Genomic DNA, 24,964 nt, shown 5'->3' with positions numbered 1-24,964 from the left:
GCGCTTAAGCGCCCATTAGCCGCGCGGTCCAGCCGCCGGGCAGCACGGAGCCGAGCCAGACGGCGGCCTTGGTGCCGATGGGGAAGGCGATGCGCGCGCGGTCGTTGGCGAGGCCGCGGCGGATGATCGCCGACGCGCGCGCCGAGCTCATCAGGAAGGGCATGGGAAAGGGCGCATTTGCCGTCATGCGGCTCACGACGAAGCCGGGGCAGATCACGCTGACGCCGATGCCGTGCTTCTTCAGCACGTAGCGCAGGCTCTCGCCCCAGACGCGGACGGCGGCCTTGCTGGCATTGTAGGACGCCGAATAGGGCAGGCCGATGAAGCCCGCCAGCGAGGAGACGACGGCGATCTGGCCGCGCCCGCGCGCGATCATGCGGTCGAGCAGCGGCTCGACGGTGTTCAGCACGCCGAAGACGTTGACGTCGAAGGTGCGGCGGATGACGGCGAAGTCGTCGATGGAAGAATTGTCCTTGTCGACCGAGATGCCGGCATTGGCCAGGATCAAGTCGACCGGGTGGGCGTCGTCGAAGGCCTTGAGCCAGTCGGCGAAGCGTTCGCGCTCGACGACGTCGATGGTCTCGGCGAAGACGGTGGCGCCTTTGGCGCGGCAGGCGCCGGCCACGGTTTCGAGGCGCTCTGCGTCGCGGCCGGTCAGGGCCAGCGCGGCGCCCGGCCGGGCATAGTCGAGGGCGATTGCCTCGCCGATGCCGCTCGATGCGCCGGTGATGACGATGCCGGTGAAGCTCTTCATGCCTGGGACGCCCCGATCGCTTTACTGCTTGGCCTTCGCCTTCAGGTCCCAGCCCTGCGCCATGTCCCGCGCCATGCGCGCCGCCATGATGCGGTAGCCGCGGCTTTCGCCGTCCGGCGCCTGATAGGCGTGAATCGAATCGGCGTAGATCGTTTCCTTCTCGCCGGCATAGATGTCGAGCAGGCTGCGCACGGCAATGCCGCCTTCGTTCAGCGTTTCGAGATCGCGCACGATTCCGACATAGCGTTTGCCGTAGGTCATGTCCGGCGTGGCGCGCTTCTCTTCTTCCGTCAGCGGCTTGTCGACGGCGGGCACGGGCTGCAGGAAGAACATCGACTTCACGTTGTAGTGGCGGGCCGTCATGTCCATGATCCGGATGTACTTCCGGTACTGCTCGATCTGGTGAGCCATCAGCTTGTTCGGATCGTCGTAGATGTCCTGCGGCAGCTTCATCATCTCCCAGAACAGCTTGGCCGTCCTCGGATCGGTCTTGGTGGTGAGCTGCGACAGGCCTTCGACCAGCAGGTAGGCGCCGTGGGAGTTTTCGAGGAAGCCGCTCTGTATCCAGGCGGCGACCCGCCCCGCCATCCAGCTCACGACCACCTTGCCGAAGCCGTCCTGGGCGGCGATCGGGTTGGCGTCGAGGAAGTTGTTGCCCGGCAGCTCGAAGCGGGACACGACGCCGGGCTGGATCATGAGCTGTTCGTTGTAGCCGTCGAGCGTGACAACGGCGTCGACGAAGTTGGCATAGATCGAGAACAGGATGGTCTGCTGCGGCTGCTTCCACGCACCGTCGCCGCCGTTCAGAACCAGAAACGGCTTGCCGTTGGGGCTGACATAGTTCCGGTTCAGCTCGTCTTCGAGATAGCGCGGCGCCGGCTTGGGATACATCTGGCCGAGCTGGGCGGCGACCGATCCGCCGGTCAGCAGGACGACGAAGCGATCGGTGCGCCGCTGGTCCGGGAAGTCCTCGCCGAACAGACCGATATTGTTGATGTTGCGCAGCGAGCAGGGCTGCCCCTTGCTGTGGACGAAAGCCAGGTAGGGATGCGGGAACAACGTGTCGCCGTAGCGGCAGCCGGATTCTCGGGCAGCCGCTTCCACGAACGTATTGGTATTCTGGGTGAACAACTTTGCAGCGGACGTGTACTTTCCGTCCCGCAACGTCAGCCATGCGGTGGCACCCACCTCGAAGCAGAGCAGCGCAATCCCGATACCGACCAGAATTGAGAAGATCTTCAGCCCGGTGCGCTTAACCACGCTTGCCCCCAGCCCGATCATTCATTCTGAGAAACTCCATTTGAATTAGCCGGACAGTACACTAATGAGACATGAACGCCCATTGGAGCGAGGATAACTTGATTGCGAGCATGACGGGCTATTCCCGGGCGCAGGGATCGGACGATCGACGGCGCTGGGTCTGGGAGGCGCGGAGCGTCAATGGGCGCAACCTCGAGATCCGTTGCCGCGTGCCGCAGGGCTTCGAGCGGTTGGAAAACCCGGCGCGAACCGCGGTCGGCGGGCGCGTGAAGCGCGGCAATGTTTCACTCACCCTTACCATTGCGAGCGAACGCCAGAGCAAGCCGCTCAGCATCAACCGGACGTTGCTGGCCGAATTGGGCGCTTTGGTCGAAGAAGTGCGCCGCACCACCGGCGCCGCGGCCCCGTCGGCCGACGGCCTGCTGCGCGTGCGCGGCGTCATCGAGGAAGAAGAGGACAGTGCGGAGAGCGAAGAGGCATTGGCGAAGCTCGACAAGGCGCTGCAGTCGACGCTCGACGAAGCGCTGAAGAGTCTGGTCGCCGCCCGCGCTGCCGAAGGCAAGGCGCTGACCGGCGTGATCGAGGGCCATGTGGCGGAGATCGAAAGCCTCTGCGTGCGCGCGGCCGAGCGGGCGCAGACGCAGATGGGCACCGTGCGCCAGCGCTTCCAGGGACAGCTTGCCGAGTTGCTGGAGCGCGTGCCGGCACTGTCGGAGGAACGTTTCGCGCAGGAAGTGGCGCTGCTGGTCGGCAAGGCCGACGTGCGCGAAGAACTCGACCGGCTCACCGCCCACATCGCGCAGGCGCGCAGCCTGCTGGCCGATGCGCGCGCCGACAATCCGGTGGGCCGCAAGTTCGATTTCCTCTGTCAAGAGTTCAATCGCGAGGCCAATACGCTCTGCTCGAAGTCCGCCGACATCGAGCTGACGCGCATCGGCATCGATCTGAAAGGCGCCGTAGAGCGCATGCGGGAGCAAGTGCAGAATGTCGAGTGATGCCGAGGCGCCGATGATCCAGCGGCGCGGCCTGATGCTGGTCCTGTCCTCGCCGTCGGGCGCCGGCAAGACGACCCTGTCGCGGCAGCTCCTGGAGAACGATCCCCACATTCAGCTGAGCGTCTCGTGCACCACGCGCGACCGCCGTCCGGGCGAGCAGGGCGGCGTCGACTATCACTTCGTCGATGCGGCGACCTTCCGCGACATGATCGAGCGCGACCAGTTCCTCGAACATGCCCGCGTGTTCGACCACTATTACGGCACGCCCAGCCAGCCGGTCGAAGAGGCGTTGATGGCCGGACGCGACATGCTGTTCGACATCGACTGGCAGGGCACGCAGCAGCTCAAGGAGAAGGGCCGCGACGACCTGGTGACGGTGTTCATCCTGCCGCCGTCGACGCGCGACCTCGAACGCCGCCTGATCTCGCGGGCGCAGGACGCACCCGAAATCGTGGCGCGCCGCATGGCCAAGGCCGCCGACGAGATGAGCCACTGGGCCGAATACGACTACACGATCATCAACAAGGACATCGCCACCAGCGTCATGCAGCTCAAGGCCATCCTGATGGCCGAACGCTTGAAGCGCGAGCGTCAGCTCGGCCTGTCGGATTTCGTCAAGGCGCTGCGCGAGGGGCGGTGAGGGTATCGGTTGCCCTAATCGACCGCCTTTGATTGAAGACGCCTAGACCGGTTTCTCTCGATCTCTTCTCGCGTGGCGTAGCTTGCCGGGTATGGCGAGTTAACTTGTAAGCAGTCGAGGATGAGCATTTGTTGCCAACGATCACGCCATCCGAACTGATTGAACCAAGTTACCCTCATGAGTCTTGGATCAGGGCTTGGCGAGTTCACAGTCATGACCAGTATCAGCGGCGGAAATGCAATTTCGGAGTAGACGCACTGGGAATTGCCTAACTCTAGGCGTCCAGTAAGGCCCGATTGACGAGCGGCGCGTGAGCCACGGTCATAAAGCCCTAAATAGACGTCGTGGCCGGGGGGCAATTCTCGCGATTCTTGATTGAGTAGATACCTAGCCAGCTCTGGAAACACGAAGTTTGGTCCGCACGCGCTACAAAACATAACCAAAATTTGTTTGAGTAGGCGCAATGGACGGATGTCGACTGACACTCCGACAACTTCGCCTGCTGCAGCCTGTGCCAAGGCAGGCATAGCTCGCCGAGCTAGGTGGACGTAGTCCGATCCATACCAGCTTCCTGTTTTGTTATTGCAAGGTTCGCAAAGAGTGTACTGGCCAGCACCTCCTTGCTGCCGTTTGCCTGGCACCTTGTCCATCTCTGCCCACCAGTCGTGGCCGAGCAGTCGCTCTATCTCGGCGAGAAATACAGTATCGTTGTTGAATGCACTGCGAGGCGGGACGTGCTCAAAGGAAAGGCGCGTGATGTCCCCGCATAGGCAGCATTGTCCGACCGGTCTTTCTTGGTTTGCCATCGATGCTCTAAGTCAGGGCTTGGCTATTAGGACCATTCTGATGGCCGAGCGGCTGAAGCGCGAGCGTCAGCTCGGCCTGTCGGATTTCGTCAAGGCGCTGCGCGAGGGGCGGTGATCGGCTGGCCGATGCCCAACTGGCCCTGCGAACGCAGGACGAGCTGGCTCGGCGCATAGGGACGGCCCGAGCACTCGGCGATCAGTCGATCGCTCGCGGTTTCGATGGCGTCTTCCAGGCGGCGCATGAAGGTGGCCTTGTCGAGGCCCGTCTCGATGGCGGGCAGGAACTCGATGGCCGCGCGGCCCGGCTTCTTCCACCAGTCGCGGCGGTTCCACAGCAGGCCGACCGACGTCGCCACCGGCGTCACCGGCAGGTTCAGGTCGCGATAGAGATAGAAGATGCCCGAGCGGTAGCGTTCGCGTTCGCCCGGCGCCATCAGATGGCCCTCGGGATAGATCGCGATGTGACGGCCGCTGTCGCAGGCGCGCTTGGCGAACTGCGCCAGGTTCTCGCGTTCCTTGCCGCCGCCGCAGGTGTCGACGCGGATCATCTGCAGGCGATAGAGGATCGCGCCGATCAGCGGATAGCGGAACAGCTCCTGCAAGGCGACGAAGGCGATGCCGGGGATTTCCGCGGCAAGGAGAATGCCGTCGCATTCGCTGTGGTGCTTGTTGGCCAGCAGTACCGGGCCGTGCCTGGGCAAGTTATGGCGGCCGCGCACCTCGACCTTCATGCCGCCGATCCAGCGCATGCCCCAGACGACAGCCCGGGCCCAGTAGTGCAGCAGGCCGCGCAGCAGCACCGGCGTGGGGATCGGCACCAGCAGGATGCCGAGGATCGCCGCGATCAGGGTGCCGACATAGAAATAGAGATTGAAGGCCAGGGACCGGATCATGAGTCCGTTTATAGTGAGTGCTCACTCACTAGTCAAGCCGTCCTGCCAGGCGCACGAAGTCGGCCACCGAAAGCTCCTCGGCGCGGGCGGTGGGCGACAGGCCGAGATCGGTCAGGACGGCCGTGGGATCGCCGAACAGGCCCGCCAGGGAGCCGCGCAGCATCTTGCGGCGCTGGCCGAAGGCGGCAGCGGTCACCCGCTCCAGGGGACGGAGATCGGCCAGCCGGTCGGCGGCAGGGCGCGGGGTGAGCCTGGCCACCGAGGACACGACCTTGGGCGGCGGCACGAAGGCGGAGGGCGGAATGTCGAACAGGCGGCGGACCTCGCAGACATGCTGGGCCAGCACGGAGAGCCGGCCATAGTCCTTGCTGCGCGGCGCGGCGACCAGCCGGTCGACGACCTCCTTCTGGAACATCAGCACCATGTCGGCGAGGTCGTCGGCCGCGTGCAGCCAGCGCACGAGCAACGGCGTCGAGACGTTGTAGGGCAGGTTGGCGACGATGCGGCGCGGCGCGGGGCCGAGCGTTGCCGGATCGACCTGCAGCGCATCGGCTTCGACCAGCGCGAGATGGCCGTCGGCGGCCGCTTCGAGTTCGCGCAGGGCGTCGATGGCGCGGCGGTCGAGTTCGATGGCCACGACGTTCGCCGCGCCTTCGAGCAGCAGCGCGCGCGTGAGGCCGCCGGGACCGGGACCCACTTCGACGACGGTGCCCGCATCGAGCGGCGCCGCCGCGCGCGCAATGCGCCGCGTGAGATTGAGGTCGAGCAGGAAGTGCTGGCCGAAGCGCTTCTTGGCGTCGAGGCCGTGCGCGGCGATGGTCTCGCGCAGCGGCGGCAGGGCTGCGATCCGGTCCATGTCGGATGCTGCCGGCTAGGTGCCGCGCCGGCGCGCCATGTCGTCGGCCATGTCGATCGCGGCCAGCAGGCTCGTCGGATCGGCGCGGCCGCTGCCGGCGATGTCGAGGGCGGTGCCGTGGTCGGGCGAGGTGCGCACGAAGGGCAGGCCCAGGGTGACGTTGACGCCGCCCGCGAAGTCGATGGTCTTGATCGGGATCAGGGCCTGGTCGTGATACATGCAGAGCGCGGCGTCGTAGTTGGCGCGGGCGCCGGCATGGAACAGCGTGTCGGCCGGCGCGGGACCGCGGGCATCGATGCCCGCGCGCTGGAGCGCTTCGATGGCGGGCTGGATCACGCGCCGCTCTTCGTCGCCCATCGCGCCCTGTTCGCCGGCATGAGGATTGAGCGCCGCCACGGCAAGCCGCGGACGCTCGATGCCGAAAAGCTCCGAGAGTCCCTGTGCAGTGATGCGGCCGGCGCGTTCGATGGCCGCGCTGTCGAGCGCGTGCACGGCATCCGCCAGGGATAGATGGATCGTCACCGGCACGACGCGAAGCTGCGGGCAGGCGAGCATCATTGCGACCTCGACGCCGCCCGCCAGCTCGGCGAGGAATTCCGTGTGGCCGGGATGCTCGAAGCCTGCGTCCTGCAGGGTCTTCTTCTGGATCGGATTGGTCACCATGCCGGCAATCGTTCCGGCGATGGCGAATTGGGCGGCGCGTTCGATGGCTTCGAGCGTCGCTCCGGCGTTCGCCGGATCGGGCCGCCCCGGCACCACCGGCTTCGCGAGATGCACCGGCAGGACGGGAAGGGCGGTCCCGAAAACCACGACCGCATCCTCGGGGGTCGCGATCTCGTGCACCCGCACGTCGAGGCCGAGGTTCGTCGCCAGCGCACTCAGTCGCGCGGCATCGTCGAGCACGAAAAAGGCGCGGCCGGCGCGATGCCGTGCCTGCCACGCCTTGAGCGTGAGTTCGCCGCCCACACCGGCCGGCTCGCCCATGGTGATGGCGAGCGGCAGGGAAGGGCTCATGACTTGATGTCGATCGTCGCCTGGCGGCGCAGGTCGCGCATGTAGCGGCGGCCCGCGGCTTCCAGCTTCTGCAGCAGGATCTGCTGGGAGATGGCGTCGCGCGTCGGCAGGCCGTCGCCGCCGGACTTGCTGCACAGGGCCACGATCTGCAGACCTTCGGCGACGCGGAACGGTCCGGCGACACCGCCGATCGGGAGCTTCGGCAACTGGTCGTACATCTGCGTGTTGGCGGCGAGGTCGCCGACGCGCACGCCGTTCAGGTCGCCGGAGGTCGCGCCCTTCAATTCGCGCGAGCGGCCGTGCAGGTCGGAGCACTGGCGCACGCCGGTCATCGCCTTCTGGGCTTCCTGCATGGCGCGGTTCGTCTCGTCGGCCGAGGCGTTGAGCGGCAACGGCAGCGTCAGCTGCACCAGGTTCAGGCGAACGTCGTCGGGGCGGGCGGCCGCGAAGGGACGGCGGTCCACCACCATCAGCACGTGCCAGCCCGCGGCGGTGCGGATCGGCTCGGAGAAGGCGCGCGGCTGCAGCTTCTCGATGGCGTTGTCCAGCGTCGGGTCGAGGCCGCCGGGCAGAACCCAGCCGAGGTCGCCGCCGGACTGCGCCGTGGCGCCCTGCGAGAACTGCTGCGCGACTGCGGCGAATGGCGCACCGCGACGAAGCTGTTCGACGACGCGGTCGGCGCTGCGCTTGCCCTCGTCGGCGCCGTCGGCGCGATCCACCGGAATGAAGATTTCGGCCACGCGCGTTTCGGTCTTGCCGACATTGCCGCGCATGCGTGCCAGCGCGTCGTCGATCTCGCCTTCCGAGACATCGACCTGACTACGCACCTTGCGACGGATGATCTTGCCCCAGGCGATCTGCGCTTCGATCTGCTGCACGGCGATGTCGGGTGCGACGCCGACGCTCTGCAGATACTGACGGAACTGGCCGCGGCCCATGCCGGCGGAACGTTCGATCTCGGCAAAGCGATTCTGGATCTCGCCATCGGTGGGCTTAACGCCGAGTTTCTTGGAGTCCTGCACCTGCAGGCGTTCGTCGATCATCTGGCGCAGGATCTGCCCGGCCATGCGCTGGCGCAGGTCGGCGCTGTCGGCGAGGCCGCTCGTCCTGATCGCAAACAGCACGCGCTGCTGAAGATCGAAGTCGGTGATGGCGTCGTCGTTGACGCGGGCGACCACGCGCAGACTGTGAGTCGGCGCAGCCGCGCCGGCAGCGGGCTGCCGTTGAGCCGATGCCGCGGCGGGCAACAGCAGGAAGGCGATCGCAACAAAGGTGCGGAGGACAGACGCGGACATTTCACCGGCAGATTGAGAGAGGGACATCCATTATATTCCGTAGCAGGTCTGCTGCAACGCATCGACCTACGGGCAGACTATGGCAACACACAGGCATTGCTTGACGGTCGGCAGTGGGTGGTTTAGCCGAACACGGCACAGTGGGAGCGTAAAAATCGGCATGACGACGGCCCAAGGCCCGATCAGCATTGCCAGCACCTGGGACCGGGTGTGCTCCGGCGTGGGCTATCACCTCGACAATATGGGTCGTTGGTTGATTATCCACGCGCCGGCGATCGGTGTTGCCTATGCGGGCGTTCTGGCGCCGCGGCGGCCGAGCCTTGAGCCGCGCCCGGGGTGGCGCTTCGCCGAGGAATATTACGATCAGCGTCGCTGGCTGGCCTGCCGGCGCGGCGCCCTGTGGGAAGCGGCGCGCGAGAAGGACCTGGCCGTGCCGCTCACGGTGCGCTGGCACGGCGGCACCACGGTCGATTTGACGCTGGGCAACGACAACAGCCTCTGCCTCTACGTCTGCGGCTCGTTCGAGCCCAACGAATTCGCCTTCGTCGACCGCTTCCTGAAGCCGGGCATGGCGTTCGTCGATGTCGGCGCCAACGACGGCTACTACACGCTCTTCGCCGCCCGCCGCGTGGGCTCTCTCGGCAAGGTGATCGCCGTCGAGCCGAGTTCGCGCGAGAGGGCGCATCTGCAACGCAATCTCGGTCGCAACGGCCTCGACAATGTCCATGTCGTGGCGGCGGCGCTGGGCGCGACGGCGGGGGTCGTCGACCTGCATCTGGCCCATGGCGTCCACGCCGGACACAACACGCTGGGCGACTTCGCCCACGACGATGTCGTTCGCGCCAGTTCCGAACGCGTGCCGCTGGAGACGCTCGACTCGGTGGTCGCACGGCATGGCCTGTCTAAAGTTGACGTGGTCAAGATCGATGTCGAGGGCGGCGAGGCCGGCGTCGTTGCCGGTGCCAAGACCGTCCTGAAGTCGATGCGCCCGCTGCTGCTCATGGAGTTGAACGAGCGGGCGCTGCACGCCCAGCATCAGAGCGCTTCAGCCTTGCTGCAAACCCTGCGGAGCGATCTCTCCTACGAGGTCCTGGTGTTCTCGCACACAACGGGGCTGATCGAGCGCCCGCCCGCGGGTTCGGCCCTGTCGCCGAACGTGGTTGCCGTGCCGATGGAGCGGTTGGCGGAGTTCGTCAAGTAGCTGCCGGCGGCTTCGCCTTTGCCCTGACCGCCGACAGGGTGAAGGCTGTGCGCGTTCCCTCTGAAGCGACATTGCGGAACACCAGCGATTTCGCTTGAGCGGCCGGAGCGGCGACGACGACGCGCTGCCGGCCGGTCATGGCCGAGAGCGTGCGTTCGGGAGAAACGAACGTGGAGGGATCGGCGCCGGCAATGCCGATGCCGAGCTTGCCTTCGCTGACTTCGACGTCGATCTCGACCGCCAGCGATCCGCCCGCCGGCACGGTCGCTACTACGCCGGGGTCGAAAGCGAGCGACAGGGCGTAGCTCCATATCGACGGCGATGTTTCGATGGTGCGGCCGGTGAGGGCGGAGAATTCATGCCGCCCGGTACCGCTGCCGGCGGCACCCGAGATCAGCTTGCGCATGGCGCGCGAGACGGCGCCGACCAGCGACGTCGACGGACCGGCGTCGCGGTCGTTGCGGAACTTCGCCTCGTTCTGCAGTTCGCCGGTGGCCAGCGGCTGGTCGAGGATCGTTCCGGCGACGGCGTCGAGCGACTCCTCGAAGCGCATCGGCGGCGGGAAGACCAGCTCCAGCGTCGCGCCACCCGCGACCTTGAGCTGTTCGCGGTCCCGCTGGAGCACGAAGTTGTCGTTGTCCAGAACGAGCGCCTGGCGATAGCCGCGCTGCGCCAGCCAGGCCAGCGCCTCGCCGGCGCTCTGGTTGCGCTTGGCCAGCGCATGATTGAGTTCGACCACGATGACGGGATTGTGCCGGGCCAGTGTCTGCTCGGCGCCGCGCAGAACCTCGAAGTCGAAGCTGTCGACGTCGATCTTGATGCAGTCGACGCGGGCCGGCTTCTTCTCGGCGACGAAGTCGTCGAGCCGGTAGAACGGGTAGTCCTTCACGTCGCCGTCGCCGCCCCACATGCGGAAGATGCGGTCCTGATGCACGCCGGTCACGGCCCCGAGGGCGACGTCGTGGACCTCGGCATTGGCGATCCCGTTATGCTGCAGGTTCTCGCGCAGCATCGTCGCGGTCGAGGTCGGCTCGAAGGAGAGAACGCGGCCCTTGGGCGCCAGCTGGCCGAACAGGATGGAGTAGTAGCCGACGTTGGCGCCGATATCGAAGATCCACCAGTCCGGCTGCACGTTGTCGACGAACCAGCGCTTCGTCTCCAGTTCGCAGAGAGGATAGTAGCTGCGGAACTCCTCGTAGAAGGAAACCAGCTCGATGGCCGCCCGCCCCGGGATGACCGTCTCAATACGCTCTTTGATCGTCGTCCCTGGCATCGTCGTCCCTAGGTGAGTTGGCTGCTGGGCGTTGTCGGCATTCAGCTGGCGCCCGGTCATTTGGCGCTCGGTCACTTCGCGCCGAGCCCGACCAGGATCCAGCTCTTGCGAATCCAGAACAGCCGGTCGAAGCGCGCCCGCCAGGCGTCGAAGTTTTCGACCACGGCCTGGACGACGCCGAGAGGCGCCAGGTTTCGGCTGAGCGTGTCGGGGTCTGGACAGAAATCGTGCCAGACGCAGGTTCCGCCTTTCCTGACGACGCGCAGCGCCTTCTCGGTATCGCTGGCGACGACATCGGGCGTATGGCCGCCATCGATCAGCACGGTGTCGAAAGGCTCCCGCTCGAACGGCCGCGTATCGAAGTCGCGGCTGTCGCAGAGGACCTGGTGTACGCGCGACGCAAAGCCCGCCTCGCGATAGAGCCGGCCAATGAACTGGCCCGAATCGGTGGAGGAATAGAGCGTCTCGCCGTCGGCGCCGGTCTCGCCTTCGGGAAGGTTCAGCGTCCAGATCTCCGCGTCGGTAACGCGCGCGACGAGCGTCGCGCCGAAGCCTTCCCAGGTCCCGAATTCGAGATGGCGGCGCGGCGCGACGGCACGCCAGAGCTGTTCGAGGATGGGGGCGTCGTCGGCCTCCATCTTCCAGTCGGCCAGCGCCTTGCCGTTGGCGGCAATCGGCTGGGCCTGGCCCGCGACGCCAAGCACCGAAGGAAGGTCTGCGGTATCGACGATCTCGAGCGAGGCGGATGTGGCGGCGAGCGGACGTGCAGGGAAGGGCTGGTCCCACGTCGTCCCGGCCCAGGCGAGTGCGCGGCCAAGCTCGGCGAGCGGGATGCTGCGGCTCTCGGGGGAGGACCAGGAGGCCTGGAAGTTCCTGCCGCCCGGCATCCTATGCGCGCGCAGGCCCAGGATGGCGAAGCGGGTTGCCGTCCCGTCGGATGCAGCGTTGCGGAACAGGAGGTGACTCGCCTTGCCAGGATCGCGCAGCCACACCCGAACGGTTACCGGGGCCGCGTTCGCGCGCACCGTTCGCTCGCGAGAGGCAAAGGACGAATAGTCGGCGCCGATCGCGACAATGCCCAGGTCGCCTTCATGCACCCGCACCCGGCATTCGATGATCAGCGCGTCGTCGGGCGCAAGGCCTTGCAGCGACTCTTCGTGCAACGGGTACGAGAGGGCATAGCTCCACTGTTCGGGAGCCGTCGTCGCCTCGATGAGGGCAATATCTGTGTTCCAGGGAACGACGTTGCGAAGGACACGAGAGACGCCGGAAGGGACCCTGACCGGCGAGTCGTTGTGAACGTTCGGCCGGTCCTGGATTAGTCCTCTGATCTGCTGGGGCATCTTTGCGTTGAACTGGGTGGCGCTGCGGGCGATATCAATCATCGCCCGGGCCTGCCGTCAAACATTGACCGGCTTTGGGGCGCGAGTGATGATCCGCTGTATTCGGGGCGGTGGATAAGTGTCTTGCACACTATGTCGGAAGGAAACAACGCCTGATGATCGACCGGCTGGCCGGACTGTGGCGCACGACGCGGCGCCCCATGGGTGCTGAGGATACGGAAACCGATGGTTTCGAGCTGAGTCGATACACGCTCCACGGCGACACCAGGACTGCAATCGAAAGGCCGCCGCGTTTCACCGCGTCCACGCAGGCATGGTCCTATCTCGCGAGCTGGCCAAACCAATGGCCTGTCGGCCACGCCATCAACCGCGGCCTGAAAGTGGAAGTCGACGTTCGCCTGCTGGCCGGCCGGGCCGAGGTCGGATTGGTTGCCGGCGATCGGGAGACGTTCGTCAGTCGGGCGGAACTCGCCGACGGGGCGCAGAAAGTCGTCCTCGAAGCGCCCGACGCCACGGCCGTGGCGGCTCTGGTCATCCGCAGCAGCGCGGAGGGCCGGGTCGCGGTGGAAGTGGTCGGGCTGGGCAGCACGATGACGGCGACGGCCAAGGTTCGGGAGAGAGGCTTCCTCAACAAGAACGCGACCGACGATCTGGTCGCGCGGCTTGCGGGGCCGACGCCCGTCATCGTCGATGTCGGCGCCAACAAGGGCGATACGGTCGCCCGGTTCATCGAGACGTTTCCAACCGCCGAGGTCTGGGCGCTGGAGCCGCATCCGGACACCTTCGCCGGCATGGCGCAGCGCTTTGCCGGGAGCCCGCGCGTGCGGCCGCGCCGGCTGGCGCTCAGCAGCCGGGCCGGCACCTCGACCATGCACAGCTACACCAACGCCGCCATCAATGCCCTCTCGCCGATCGCGCAGGGTGCCGAGGGGCTGATCGACGGTTCGGTCGTGGCCTCGGCGGCGGTCGAGGTGGAACTTCAGTCCCTGCGGCAGTTCTGCGCCAACGAAGGGCTGGAGCAGATCGACATCCTCAAGCTCGACACTCAGGGCCACGAGCTGGAAATTCTGCAGGGGGAAAGAGAGCTTTTGCGCAGCGGCAAGGTCCGCTTTATTTTGGTCGAGCTGCTTTTTTCGCCGCTCTATGCAACGCAGGCCAGGGCTGGAGAGGTTATAGGACTGCTCGAGAGTTGCGGTTTCAAACTGTTCGATTTCTATGACTTCGTCTACGACGAGCGGAGCGGTCTCAAATGGGGGGATGCGCTCCTGGAGTTTGCCTCTGCGTCGTGAACTTGTGAGGGGCTGTGCGCAATAATGTTGCGTAACTGCTTGACGGCAGTCGGTCGGTACGTTAGCGGGGCGCGTCTGGACCTGCCCGGCAGAGATGAGACTTTACGCCAAGACCTCCATAAGGGTTTACGCATCGATTCTCTCGGCGACCCGCCACAGGGGTCATTACGGTTGGGAGCATTCGTGTGAGTGACGTAGGTATCTTGTCGAAACTGTCGGAATCCCTTCGAGTTAAATGGCGAGAGCGCGGCGGTCCGAACCGGATCCCGGCCGCAGCGAAGCCGAATGCCGATACGGAAGCCGACCAGCTCTATCTCCGGGCGCGCGTGATGGCGCGCGGCGGCGATGCCGAGATGGCGGTGCGCCTGTTCGAGGAAGCCACGGCGATCGCGCCTCAGTTCGATGCCGCCGTCGAGGCCCAGGCCGAACTGCTCGACATGATCGGCCGCAGCGAGGCGGCGCAGGCGAAGTACGCCCAGGCGCGCAATATCCGGGCGGCCACCCGGCCGGGCCCGCCGGATCGGCCGTTCGCCGTCCGCCAGCGCGGCAATTTCCGGTCGGAGATCAACGCCTACGATACGGTCCTGCGGTCCCTCAAGAAGAACGCGCTGCCCTACATCGCGCGCGGCAATGCCTATCTGGCCAGCGGCAAGCCCGCCCAGGCGCTGGCCGACTACGAGCGTGCGCTCAAGCTCAAGCCCGGCCTGCTGGATGTGCAGGCGATCAAGGCCGAAGCGCTGGCCGCCATGGGCAAGTACGACGAAGCGTTGACGACGATCGAGGCCGTTGTGACGGCGCGTCCGTCGGACGCCGAGGCGCTCAGCACCCGTAGCGTCATCCTGATGGGCCTTGGCCGTCCCGACGATGCCAATGCCGATCTCAACCGGCAGCTCGCCCTGCTGCCGACCAGCCAGGCCGCCGCCCGCGCCTGCATCGCGCTGCGCCTGGCCGCCTACGAACTGGCCTTCGCCGAACTCGACAGCGTGATCGCCCGGCAACCGCACGATCCTTACTGGCGCCTCTATCAGGCGACCGCGCGTCTGCGCCTCGGCCAGCCGCCGGCTTCCGTTCAGGCGGCGGAGCAGGGCGCGTGGCCCGCGATCCTTCTGGCGCTCCATGCCGGCCATGCCACCGAGCAGGAAGTGATGGCCCAGGCCGACACCGATTGCCGTCGTGCCGAAGCGTGGTTCCAGCTCGGCGCGCTCGCCGTCGCGCGGGACCCCGAAGGTGCCAAGCGTCACTGGCGGCAGGTCGTCGACCATGCGTCGCCGTCCCTGATCGAGCATGCCGCCGCCCGCAACGAGCTGAAGCGGATCGGCGCCTAAACGGTTCTTCGCAGTCACATCATCTGGACGAGGCTTCGATGTTCTCGGTTATCCTGTACGGCCGCAACGACAGCCACGGCTACAACCTCCACAAGCGCGCGGCGATCAGCTTCAACGCGCTGGCCGAGGTGATGTCCGATCCCGACGACGAGATCCTGTTCGTCGACTACAACACGCCGGAAGATCATCCGACCTTCCCGGAGGCGATCCACGATACGCTGACCGAGAAGGCGAAGAAGGTCATGCGCGTCCTGCGGGTGCGCCCCGAGCAGCACGCCCATCTCAAGTCGAAGACCCATCTGGTCGCGCTGGAATGCCAGTCGCGCAACGTGGCATTGCGGCGGTCCAATCCGAACAACCGCTGGATCCTCTACACCAACACCGACATGCTGCTGGTGCCGCGCACCGAGGGCGAGTCGCTGAGCGACATCCTGGGCGCCGTGCCCGACGGCTTCTACCAGATCCCGCGCTTCGAGCTGCCCGAGATGCTGTGGGAGGCGGCCTTCGACCGCCGCGATCCGGCCGAGAACCTGCGCAAGCTGCGCGACTGGTCGGTGCGCTTCCACCTGAACCAGGTGGTGCACAACTTCATGCCGATGAAGTACGACGCGCTGGGCGACTTCCAGGCGGCGCTGCGCGAGGACATGTTCGCCATCCACGGCTTCGACGAGGAGATGATCCTCGGCTGGCACTGCGACTCGAACCTCGCGGCGCGTCTCGCGCTCTATCGCGGCCGGGTCGATACGCTGATCGACAAGCTGTTCGGCTATCATTGCGACCACACCCGCGTCGCGGCGGCCAACAACAAGGGCCGGCAGACCAAGATGAACGACCAGGATCGTTACATCTGGGACGTGTCGACGCCCTACCTGCCGGCGCAGGCCGAGACCTGGGGCTGGCCGGACGTCACCATCGAGGAAGTGCGGCTTGACCGCGACACCTCCTACCAGCGCTTCACGGCCGGCCTCGACGCCGCCATGGAGCCGGCGACCGTGCCGTACACGACGACGAGCCTCGAATGGCAGCTCTACGACGATCTGAGCTACGACCTGCCGCACACGCTGCCGTTCGTCTGCGATCAGGTCGTGACCTTCCCGCGTTCGACGTCGGTGATGATCGTGGCGACGCGCGCCGAGTTCGTGACCCGCTTCGCCAAGGCGTGGCAGGGCATGGGCTTCGTTGGCCCCCTGCTGGTGCCCGACGAGTGCGAGGGCCTGCCGACCGACCTGCCGGGCGTGAAGCGGGGACCGTTCAAGGAGCTGATCGGCCAGGCGCACATGTTCATTTTCGAGTTCGGTCTGGCGACGCAGCGTCCCGATGAGCCGGTGCGCCGCGGCCGGCTGGCGAGCGCCGTCGACGAGAAGCGGCTGAAGGCGGTCGCCAAGCTGTTCCGCCAGACTGCCTCGACCGAGCACGAGACACGCCCCGCAGGCCGTCGCCTGCCGCGCCGCTTCATCGGCGTGAACGTGATCTACAACAAGTACTGGCCGCTGTTCACCGACCACATCGGCGCCAACATCAACCCGTTCTGCAGCCAGGTGCTGGCCGGCATCCCGCGCGAAGATCCGTCGCTGCGCGGCAAGGTGCTGCGCTTCCGCGGCCGCCACGCGGTCTGATCCGACGGTCGACCCGGCAGGCGCCGCAGCCCGCGGCGCCTATTCGTCGCCCAGGACGACGTTGTCCGGGTTGCGGAAGGACTGCAGCGCTGCCCGCAGGCGGCGTCCCAGTGTGCGCGGCGGCGGGGGCGGCGGCGGTGGTTCGGGCGGCGGCGGATAGAAGGCCGGCGTGTCGGCCTCGTAGGAGGCAATGTACTCGGCGTAGCTCAGCGCCGGCTCGACCTCTCCCTGCGTCTGCCTGGCAAGCATTTCCAGTCCGTTCTGGACGTCGATGACGGTGCCGAGCTTGTCGGGATAGGCGAGCAGCAATTCGGCGGCGGCGTCGGGTTGCTGCCAGATCGAGAAGATCGCCGCGAGCTTCGCCATTTTTTCCGCCGGCATGGCGTCGCCCATCGCCCGTTGCTGCGGCGAGGCCGGATCGCGCGCATAGAGCGCATCGGCCTGGACGGGCCTGCCGGTGACGGTCTGGGCCGGCGACGTAATGGCAAACGGCGAGGGCAGGGCAGCCATCGCGTAGGTGCGGACGTCGAGGCCCAGCAGCTCGAAGCCGCGGTCGCGCATGAAGCGATCGGTATTGTGGAAGACGTGCTCGGTATCGTCCGTGCCGCCGTAGAAGTTCACTTCCAGACGGGCCGCCAGCAGGCCGAGGTCGTCGAACTGGCCGTCGAAGGAATTCAGGACCTGATAGTCCGGGCCGTCGATGTCGATCTTGAGCAGGTCGACGTCGCTCCAGCCCAGTTCCTTCAGCACGTCGGGCACGACCACCGGCTTCTCGGGATCGGCGAGCTTGGTCAGGCTCCACAGATTGTCGCGAAGCTTTTCCTCGAGGCTGGCCGCTTCGAGCCGCGCCTTCCTGAGCTGCAGCGTCCGCCACGCGCTCGTGCGGAAGATCGGATTGACCGTGAAGAGGGGCTTGCCGGCGGCACGGCGGGCGAAGGGATGGTCGGGCGACAGGCCGACGAAGCCGCCGATGTATTTGATGTCGGCGTGCGTTTCCTCGCGCGCAAGGCGCTCGCATTCGTCGAGGCTGGCGTCGAAGGCGACCGCACGCAGCCGCGGACCGAACACCCGCCAGACCGGATCGATGCCGCCGGAACACCCTACATCGATGAGCGTGAACAGCTCTGACTTGAGACTGTCGCTGACATATGCCGCAAAGGCGGTGCTCATGTCCGGATAGATATCTGTCGTTGAGCGGAGCGTCAATTTGCCGGCAGCGCGCAGCCGCAGCGCTCCGCAGACAAGCAAAAAGCCCGCTGGCGCGGGCTTTTCACGATGTTTCGGAAGGGAGGCGCGGTCCTAGCGGCCCGAGCCGAGATAGAGGATGTCGGCCACGTCGGCGAACTTGTCGGCCGGCAGCGTGCGCCACAGGTCGAGCACGGTGAGGCGCTGGCCGTTGTTGCGCTTGCACCAGGCCGAATCGATGTCCTTGTACTCGGGCCAGCCGGTGGCGACGATCAGCAGGTCGCTTTCGCGCACCGCGCCCTCGATCGAGGAGGCGCCGACCACCTTGTCGCCCAGCACGGCGAGTGCGGCATCCTGCGCCAGCGGATCGTGCACGGCCACGACATAGCCCGCATCGGCGAGCTTGGCGGCGAGCTTCACGCTGTGGCTTTCCTCGACCACCGGCGTCTGCGGCTTGTAGGAGAGGCCGAGTATGGCGATGCGCGTGCCGGCCTTGGCGAACTTGGCGACCAGGTTCGTCAGGCGCTCGACCTGGAAGTTGTTGATGCGGTCCGTCGCCTCGGCCACGTCGGCGCGGGCGCCGAGTTTGCGGGCCAGTGCGGCGAAGGCCACGTTGTCGCGCGGGAAGCAGGGGCCGCCATAGCCCATCGCGCCCTTGAGGTACTTCGCGCCGATGCGGGTGTCGGCGCCCAGCGCCTTGGTCACGACATCGACGTCGGCGCCCGGCAGGCGGTCGCAGATGTCGGCCAGCATGTTGGCGTAGGAGATCTTGGTGGTGACGTAGGTGTTGACCGAGATCTTCGTCAGCTCGGCGCTCACCCAGTTCATGCGCTGCACCGGCGGCTTCTTCTCGCACATCTGCAGGTAGATGGTCTGCAGCATGTCGCCGGCCTTGCTGTCGCTCTCGCCGATCAGGATCGAGTCGGGGAACAGCATGTCGCGCACGACCGAGCCCAGCGCGATGAATTCCGGATTGTAGCAGAGGCCGAGGTCGGGACCGACCTTGCGGCCCGAGGCGGCTTCGAGGGCGGCCTTGATCTCGCTGCCCGTCGAGCCCGGCATCACCGTCGAGGTGATGACCACCATATGGTAGCCCTTCTTGTTCTTCAGCGCCTTGCCCAGCGTCTCCATCGCCTGCAGCACGAAGCGGTTGGAGAAGAAGCCGGTGCTGTCCGACGGCGTCGGCACGATCACGAAGCTGGCGTCGCTCTTCTGGACCGCCTCGTTGGCGTCCATGGTCGCCGTGAGGCGCTCCCGGTTTGCGGCGATCAGCTCGTTGAGTTGCGGCTCGACGATCGGCATCTTGCCGGCGTTCATCGCATCCACGAACGTCTTGTTCACATCAAGGCCGATGACAGAGAAGCCGCGGCTGGCGAGAACCGCCGCGAGGGGGGCTCCAAGCTTGCCAAGACCAACGACCGAGACGCGAGGCAGAGTTCCTGTGGTCATTTCCATGTCCGTTTTGAGGGCCGGTACTGATACTGGCGCAGGCGTTCGGACGCCACCCCGAATTTGCACTCTGGCGCCGGCGAAACATCGCTTGCGCCGTCCCGTCGCAGGGGCGAAAAATCGGCGCCAAACACGCGCCAGGAGCGAGGGAATCGAATGAAAGTAGAGTTTTCGGCCTTTCCAAAGGCCTTTTCCGGCAATGTTGCGGTCTTCGTTGCAGCCGATAAGCAACTCCTGGCGTCGGCCCAGGCCGCAGACAAGAAGTCCGGCGGTACCCTGACGCGCGCCATGGCGGCGGGGCGTTTCACCGGCGCCAAGGGCCAGACGCTGACCGTCCTCGGCAATACCGGCGGCGCCGACCGCCTGCTGCTGCTGGGCGTGGGCAAGGGCCAGGAGCTCGACGCTCGCGCCGCGGAAGGGCTGGGCGGGGTCATCGCGGCCGAAGCCAATGCCGCGGGCCACAAGGCCGTCACGGTGGTCGTCGATCCCGTGAAGGGCAGCCGCCTGTCGCCGGGCGAGATCGCCGCCCGCATCGCGCTGGGCGCGCGCCTGCGCAACTACCGCTTCGACAAGTACAAGACCAAGGACAAGCCCGAGCAGAAGCTCTCGCTGACCAAGCTCACCGTCGCGGTGAGCGGCGGCCCCGCCGAGGCTCGCAGGGCCTATGCCCAGCTCGAACCTACGGTCGATGCCGTGTTCTTCGCGCGCGACCTGGTGAGCGAGCCGGCCAACGTGCTCTATCCCGTCGAGTTCGCCCGCCGCGCCAAGGAGCTGACCAAGCTCGGCGTCAAGGTCGAGATCCTGGGCGAAGCCGAGATGAAGAGGCTCGGCATGCATGTACTGCTGGGCGTCGGGCAGGGCAGCGAGCGCGAGTCGCAGCTCCTCGTCATGCGCTGGATGAACGGCCCCAAGACCCAGGCCCCGGTCGCGCTGATCGGCAAGGGTGTGTGCTTCGACACCGGCGGCATCTCGCTGAAGCCGGCCGGCGGCATGGAAGACATGAAGTGGGACATGGGCGGCGCCGGCGCCGTCGTGGGCGCGATGAAGGCGATTGCCGGTCGCAAGGCCAAGGCGAACGTGGTCGCCGTCTGCGCGCTGGTCGAGAACATGCCGGACGGCAATGCGCAGCGGCCGGGCGATGTCGTGAAGTCGATGTCGGGCCAGACGGTCGAGGTCATCAACACCGACGCCGAGGGCCGGCTGATCCTGTGCGACGCCATGTGGTACGCGCAGGAGAAGTTCAAGCCGCAGGCGATGGTCGAGCTGTCGACCCTGACCGGCGCGATCATCGTGTCGCTGGGCCACGAGCGCGCGGGCCTCTTCTCCAACAACACGCCGCTGTCGGACAAGCTCCGCGACGCCGGCTCGCAGATCGGCGAGAAGCTGTGGCGCATGCCGCTCGGGCCGAAGTACGACAAGCTGATCGATTCCGAAATCGCCGACATGAAGAACGTCAGCAACGGCCGCGACGGCGGGTCGATCACGGCTGCGCAATTCCTGCAGCGTTTCGTGAAGGAGGGCGTGGCCTGGGCGCATATCGACATCGCCGGCGTGGCCTGGTCGAGCAAGGGCGACAGCACGACGCCCAAGGGCGCCACGGCCTACGGCGTGCGCCTGCTCGACAAGCTGATCGCCGACAACTACGAGCGCTGAGGGCGAGAGGAAGAGGGGCCATGGCGACCGAGGTCAACTTCTATCACCTGACCCGTTCGTCGCTCGAAGACGCCTTGCCCCGCCTGCTGGTGAAGACCCTGCAGGCGGGCGAGCGCGCTGTCGTGATGCTGGGCTCGGCCGAGCGGGTCGACTCCCTCAACACGCATCTGTGGACCTACGATCCCAACGGCTTCCTGCCGCACGGCTCGGCCCGTGACGGCGAAGCCGACCGCCAGCCGGTGTGGCTGACGCATCTCGACGAGAATCCGAACGGCGCGTCGTTCCTGTTCGTGGCCGACCGCGCGCGTTCGGACAAAGTGGGCGACTACAAGCGCTGCTTCGAGCTGTTCGACGGGCGCGACGACACCGCCGTCGCCGACGCCCGCGAACGCTGGAAGACCTACAAGTCCGCCGGCCATGCCGTCGTCTACTGGCAACAGACACAGACCGGCAGCTGGGAGAAGAAGGCTTAGCCCGAGCGCCCGTCGCCTATCTTTCGCTGGCAGGCGGGAACTTCCACTTGCCGTCGCGAATCGGCAGGAAGTGGCCGTTGTCTTCGCCGACTTCTTCCGCGATGCGCCGGTTGGCTTCCTGGTTCAGTGCCACGATCAGATCGCCGTTCTTCTTCCGGTCGACGGCGAGATTGTTCATCTCCTCGGGATCCTCGCGGCGGTCGTAGACCTCCACGTCGTTCATGGCGAAGAGTTCTTCCAGCGACTTCGGCGTGTTGAAGCGGACCGGCGAGAAGTAGCGCGAGAAGCGATAGCGGCCGTCCCAGATGCTGCGGATCGCGACCCTGTTGAGGAAGTTGGGGGGATTTCCGGCCAGCGCCGCGAGCTGCTTCTCCGGTGTGTCGGCGCGATAGGCGCGGGTGTCGACGGTCATCGCTGCCCACTTGGGATCCTGGAACGACAGCATGTCGAAATTGTAGAGGGAGGAGGGCCGGATCGAGTGCACGCCCGCCTGCGCCGGGTTGCGCAGCCACGACGAGAAGTCCTTGCCCTTCAGGCCCTCGGACGCCCGCGTCCGTGCCACCGAATCCTTGCCGGTCAGGCCGATGATGGTGGGCGTGAGGTCGAGCTGCGAGGTGACGGCCTGGCACTCGGTGCCGCCCTGGAAGGCGGGATGATGGATCATCAGCGGCAGGTGGTTCTGCTGCCAGTAGGCGTTGGTTCCTTTGCCGCGCATCTGATGGCCACCGCCCATCTCGCCGTGATCGGCGGTGAAGACCACAATGGTGTTCTTGTCCATGCCGTTGTTGCGCAGCGCGTCGAGCAGCAGCTCGACCTTGCGGTCGCAATCGCGGATGGCGTTGAAGTAGTAGTCGCGCAGCGCCCGCCAGCGGCGATCCTCGTCCGGCCACTTGCCGACCTGCAGATCCAGAATCTGCTGGTAGATCTTCTGGGCGACGGGCCGGCCGGGACTGTCGAACGATTGGTGCCGGTTGGCGGGCAACGGCGAGTTGTCCCAGGTCGCGCGGTAGAGTTCGTCGTCGGGCGCACGTGCGATGGGCATGGCATGGCTGGCGCTCTGGATGTTCTCCGTCGGCAGGTCGGAGTTGAAGTACATCACGTCGTGCGGATTGACGAAGTTGACGGCGAGATACCAGGGCTGCCCTTTGGTGCGCAGCGTCTCCGCTTCCGTCCGCAGCCAGGTGATCGCCGAGGCCAGCGTCGTGTCGTCGTACTTGTAGCCGCCCAAGGTGAGGTCGATCAGGTCGCCGACGCCGAAGAAGTCCTTGAAGCCGTAGGACGCGATGGTTTCGCGATACTTGGCAAGCGGCGCATCGATCGCCTTGTCCGTGAGATCGAGATTGGCCGAGAGGTGCCACTTGCCCTGGTAGGCGGCGTGGTAGCCGAGCTCGGTCAGGCGGTGGCCGATGGTCTTGATGTTGGTCGGCAGATCGCGCTGCCAGGCATAGTTCAGATTGTCGGCGATGGTGGTGTGCTGGATGTGCTGTCCCGTATAGACCACGGACCGGGCCGAGGAGCACACGCACGAGGCCGCCTGATGATTGAGGAAGGTGACGGCCTTCTTCTTGATGGCCTCGCGCGCCGGCACCGGGAAGGGCCACTTCGGAAAGAAATGCTCCTGGTCGACCAGCACGAACAGGATGTTGTAGCCCGCCGGCATGGCGTCGTTCGCCGGTGTCGAAGCCGGCGCTCCAGCGGTCTGGGCGTGGGCCGACATGCCGCCGAGGAGCGTGGAGCCGAGCAGGGCTGCACCTGAAGCCATCGCCAGCCGGCGCGAAGCATTGGGAGGATCGTCTTCGGTACCTGACATGCGATGAATTCCTCTCTTCACGACGGTCTTGCTCTCTCTCGCGATAATGGTGGCATTCGGTTTTCACCTCCATCGTTCTTTGAAGATCCGCCACGCGGCATGGCCGAATTTGCAACTTCGGCGTAACCCAGAGCCGCAAACGGCTTGAGTCTCTCTTCTGATCGACGCCTGCTTGGAGCTGCGCTACCTACGATGGTCGAGACTGGATCACCCGGGGGAGCATGATCATGGCCATACGGCGCATTGCGGTGGAAGAAGCCTTCGTGACCCCCGAGATCATGGCGCAATGGCATGTCCTGCTGGCCGGCGGCAACGTCGAGCCGGGCTTCGCCAAGATGGGTGAAACGATCCTGGCGCAGACCCCTGCAAACAAGCCGCTGGACGATCGCCTACTCGATATCGGCGCCGGCCGCATTGCTCACATGGATTCGCTCGGCATCGACATGCATATCCTGTCGATCACCTCGCCGGGCGTGCAGGTGTTCGAGACAGCGTTGGCGACACGGCTGGCGGCGGAGTCGAACGATGCGCTGGCGGCGGCGGTGAAAGCCCATCCGACCCGCTTCGCCGGCCTGGCGGCGATCGCGCCGCAGGATCCGGCGGCCGCGGCGCGCGAGATCGAGCGCGCCGCCCGCAAGCTCGGCCTCTGCGGCCTGATCATCAACTCCCATACGATGGGCGAGTATCTCGACGCCCCCAAATACCGGCCCATCTTCGAGGCGGCCGAGGCATTCGACATGCCGATTTACCTGCATCCGCGCGAGCCCGCGCCGTCGATGGTGGCGCCGTATCTCGACTACGCCCTCTACTTCGCCGGCTGGGGGTTCGCCGCCGAGACCGGGCTGCATGCCATGCGCCTGATCATGTCGGGCACGTTCGATCGTTTTCCCAAGCTCAAGATCGTGCTCGGCCACATGGGCGAGGGCATACCGTTCTGGCTGCAGCGCATCGACAACCGCTATCTGCTCGAAGTGAAGATCGGCGCCGTCGACAAGTTGCCCAAGCTGCCAAGCCAGTACTTCCTCGATAATTTCGTCATCACGACCTCGGGCGTGACCTCGATGCCGGCGCTGCGGCTCTCGCTCGACGTGCTCGGCGTCGAACGCATCCTGTTCGCTGCCGATTTCCCCTACGAGGACGATGCCGAGGCGGTGCGCTTCATGGATGGCGCGGCCGTGACCGAGGCCGAGCGTAAGCAGATCTACGAGACGAACGCGCAGCGGGTGTTCAAGCTGAAAGCGTAGCCCAAGGGGCTGCTCGGTCAGTTCTCCGGCGGAATCGGCCGAGCCTCTTTCAGGTAGCGTTCGACGGGGGCGAGGGCCTCGATGCGTGGCATGCCCGCTATAACCTCGCCGGGCGTGCACCAGGGATAGGGCAGGCGGCCAACCCAGTTCATGACGCTGCCGAGTTCGTCTGCCGGCAAGACCTGCATCACGTCGATGGTGATGACCAGCTTCTCGACGAGGCCCGGCGCGTCGGGCGAGAAATACCAGTCGTAACGTCCGCTCCCGACCCGGACCGCACCTCCGTTCCTGGCCGACATGGCGACCAGCCAGTGACAGGGAAAATGACGTCGATGGGCCGCCGTCGGGCGCGCAAGGCCGAAGGTGTAGACGTTCTCGAAATCGGTCGCGATGCGACGAACGAGAACCTCCTCGATCTCGGCCAGTCCGTTGGCCGAACTCGGAAAAGAGATCGCCTCGGTCTTCACGATCATTTCCAGGCGAATGTCTTCGGCAAAGGCCTGGCGCATCAGGAAGGGACGGTTTCCGTCCTTTGCATGGAAGTATGTGGTGACGGCTTCCAGTGGGCTCGGCACGGGCGATGCTCCTTC

The 24,964-nt window shown here is 66.0% G+C and carries 21 protein-coding genes; 9 read left to right on the top strand and 12 right to left on the bottom strand.

All coding sequences use genetic code 11. The annotated features are described in order from the left end of the window. Nucleotides 1-4: 4 nt before the first annotated feature. Both BN60_RS12245 and BN60_RS12240 read right to left on the bottom strand, forming a co-directional pair. Nucleotides 5-754, bottom strand: coding sequence for an SDR family NAD(P)-dependent oxidoreductase (locus BN60_RS12245; RefSeq protein WP_020696343.1), 750 nt, complete (start codon nt 752-754; stop codon nt 5-7). Between the two features lie 21 nt (nt 755-775). Beyond that, nucleotides 776-2,014 carry a hypothetical protein gene (locus tag BN60_RS12240; RefSeq protein ID WP_148283387.1) on the bottom strand — a complete coding sequence of 413 codons (1,239 nt, stop codon included), beginning with the start codon at nt 2,012-2,014 and terminating at the stop codon, nt 776-778. A 110-nt stretch (nt 2,015-2,124) separates the two neighbouring features. Between BN60_RS12240 and BN60_RS12235 the strand changes: the two genes are divergently transcribed. Together BN60_RS12235 and gmk are read left to right on the top strand one after the other, a co-directional pair. Next, nucleotides 2,125-3,009, top strand: a complete 885-nt coding sequence (locus BN60_RS12235) for a YicC/YloC family endoribonuclease (RefSeq protein ID WP_051150127.1) — start codon at nt 2,125-2,127, stop codon at nt 3,007-3,009. Then, entirely contained in the window at nt 2,999-3,649 is a 651-nt protein-coding gene (gene gmk / locus BN60_RS12230; RefSeq protein WP_020696340.1) for a guanylate kinase, read from the top strand. Before BN60_RS12235 ends, gmk begins: the two co-directional genes overlap by 11 nt. 895 nt (nt 3,650-4,544) lie before the next feature. Here gmk and BN60_RS12225 read toward each other — a convergent pair. Genes BN60_RS12225 through BN60_RS12210 form a run of 4 tightly spaced genes read right to left on the bottom strand, consistent with a single transcriptional unit; the run spans nt 4,545 to nt 8,513 of the window. Beyond that, nucleotides 4,545-5,348 carry a lysophospholipid acyltransferase family protein gene (locus tag BN60_RS12225; RefSeq protein ID WP_020696338.1) on the bottom strand — a complete coding sequence of 268 codons (804 nt, stop codon included), beginning with the start codon at nt 5,346-5,348 and terminating at the stop codon, nt 4,545-4,547. Nucleotides 5,349-5,376: 28 nt separating this feature from the next. Then, a complete protein-coding gene (rsmA, locus tag BN60_RS12220) occupies nt 5,377-6,204 on the bottom strand; it encodes a 16S rRNA (adenine(1518)-N(6)/adenine(1519)-N(6))-dimethyltransferase RsmA (protein WP_020696337.1) in 828 nt (275 codons plus the stop codon). Nucleotides 6,205-6,219: 15 nt separating this feature from the next. Continuing rightward, entirely contained in the window at nt 6,220-7,218 is a 999-nt protein-coding gene (gene pdxA / locus BN60_RS12215) for a 4-hydroxythreonine-4-phosphate dehydrogenase PdxA (RefSeq protein ID WP_020696336.1), read from the bottom strand. Next, nucleotides 7,215-8,513 (bottom strand): peptidylprolyl isomerase, encoded by a 1,299-nt coding sequence (locus BN60_RS12210; protein ID WP_020696335.1) that lies wholly within the window; start codon nt 8,511-8,513, stop codon nt 7,215-7,217. The genes pdxA and BN60_RS12210 overlap by 4 nt, the downstream gene beginning before the upstream one ends. Before the next feature lie 160 nt (nt 8,514-8,673). Between BN60_RS12210 and BN60_RS28825 the strand changes: the two genes are divergently transcribed. Next, complete coding sequence (locus tag BN60_RS28825; RefSeq protein ID WP_020696334.1) at nt 8,674-9,714, top strand: FkbM family methyltransferase; 1,041 nt, start codon at nt 8,674-8,676, stop codon at nt 9,712-9,714. Here the strand turns inward: BN60_RS28825 and BN60_RS12200 are convergent. Further along, nucleotides 9,707-11,047, bottom strand: a complete 1,341-nt coding sequence (locus BN60_RS12200; protein WP_020696333.1) for an FkbM family methyltransferase — start codon at nt 11,045-11,047, stop codon at nt 9,707-9,709. The genes BN60_RS28825 and BN60_RS12200 overlap by 8 nt on opposite strands. A gap of 11 nt (nt 11,048-11,058) precedes the next feature. Then, a complete protein-coding gene (locus tag BN60_RS12195; protein WP_020696332.1) occupies nt 11,059-12,372 on the bottom strand; it encodes a class I SAM-dependent methyltransferase in 1,314 nt (437 codons plus the stop codon). A 113-nt stretch (nt 12,373-12,485) separates the two neighbouring features. On the opposite strand from BN60_RS12195, the gene BN60_RS12190 reads away from it, so the two are divergent. From BN60_RS12190 to BN60_RS12180, 3 genes are all read left to right on the top strand, one after another. Then, nucleotides 12,486-13,619, top strand: a complete 1,134-nt coding sequence (locus BN60_RS12190; protein WP_020696331.1) for an FkbM family methyltransferase — start codon at nt 12,486-12,488, stop codon at nt 13,617-13,619. 185 nt (nt 13,620-13,804) lie between these two features. Next, entirely contained in the window at nt 13,805-14,944 is a 1,140-nt protein-coding gene (locus BN60_RS12185; RefSeq protein WP_148283386.1) for a tetratricopeptide repeat protein, read from the top strand. Between the two features lie 38 nt (nt 14,945-14,982). Continuing rightward, nucleotides 14,983-16,560 carry a hypothetical protein gene (locus BN60_RS12180; protein ID WP_020696329.1) on the top strand — a complete coding sequence of 526 codons (1,578 nt, stop codon included), beginning with the start codon at nt 14,983-14,985 and terminating at the stop codon, nt 16,558-16,560. 39 nt (nt 16,561-16,599) lie between these two features. Here the strand turns inward: BN60_RS12180 and BN60_RS12175 are convergent, their stop codons facing one another. Together BN60_RS12175 and BN60_RS12170 are read right to left on the bottom strand one after the other, a co-directional pair. Next, on the bottom strand, nt 16,600-17,730 hold the full coding sequence (locus BN60_RS12175; protein WP_148283385.1) for an FkbM family methyltransferase: 1,131 nt from the start codon (nt 17,728-17,730) through the stop codon (nt 16,600-16,602). A gap of 129 nt (nt 17,731-17,859) precedes the next feature. Then, nucleotides 17,860-19,194 carry a UDP-glucose dehydrogenase family protein gene (locus BN60_RS12170; RefSeq protein WP_043285442.1) on the bottom strand — a complete coding sequence of 445 codons (1,335 nt, stop codon included), beginning with the start codon at nt 19,192-19,194 and terminating at the stop codon, nt 17,860-17,862. 156 nt (nt 19,195-19,350) lie between these two features. Between BN60_RS12170 and BN60_RS12165 the strand changes: the two genes are divergently transcribed. Beyond that, the gene (locus tag BN60_RS12165) at nt 19,351-20,847 is read left to right on the top strand and encodes a leucyl aminopeptidase (RefSeq protein ID WP_020696326.1); all 1,497 of its coding nucleotides are present in this window, start codon (nt 19,351-19,353) and stop codon (nt 20,845-20,847) included. Between the two features lie 20 nt (nt 20,848-20,867). Further along, nucleotides 20,868-21,320, top strand: a complete 453-nt coding sequence (locus tag BN60_RS12160) for a DNA polymerase III subunit chi (RefSeq protein ID WP_020696325.1) — start codon at nt 20,868-20,870, stop codon at nt 21,318-21,320. Nucleotides 21,321-21,336: 16 nt separating this feature from the next. Here BN60_RS12160 and BN60_RS12155 read toward each other — a convergent pair whose 3' ends face one another. After that, complete coding sequence (locus tag BN60_RS12155; RefSeq protein WP_020696324.1) at nt 21,337-23,130, bottom strand: sulfatase family protein; 1,794 nt, start codon at nt 23,128-23,130, stop codon at nt 21,337-21,339. A 227-nt stretch (nt 23,131-23,357) separates the two neighbouring features. Here BN60_RS12155 and BN60_RS12150 point away from each other — a divergent pair, with 227 nt between their 5' ends. Beyond that, nucleotides 23,358-24,374 (top strand): amidohydrolase family protein, encoded by a 1,017-nt coding sequence (locus tag BN60_RS12150; protein ID WP_043283870.1) that lies wholly within the window; start codon nt 23,358-23,360, stop codon nt 24,372-24,374. Nucleotides 24,375-24,391: 17 nt separating this feature from the next. On the opposite strand, the gene BN60_RS12145 is transcribed toward BN60_RS12150, so the two are convergent. Then, complete coding sequence (locus tag BN60_RS12145; RefSeq protein ID WP_043283868.1) at nt 24,392-24,949, bottom strand: hypothetical protein; 558 nt, start codon at nt 24,947-24,949, stop codon at nt 24,392-24,394. Nucleotides 24,950-24,964: the final 15 nt, after the last annotated feature.

The sequence above is a fragment of the Reyranella massiliensis 521 genome (genome assembly GCF_000312425.1).
GTDB classification, from domain to species: Bacteria; Pseudomonadota; Alphaproteobacteria; order Reyranellales; family Reyranellaceae; genus Reyranella; species Reyranella massiliensis.
The sequence above is the reverse complement of the archived record's forward strand: the minus strand, read 5'-3'. Positions and strand labels throughout refer to the sequence as shown.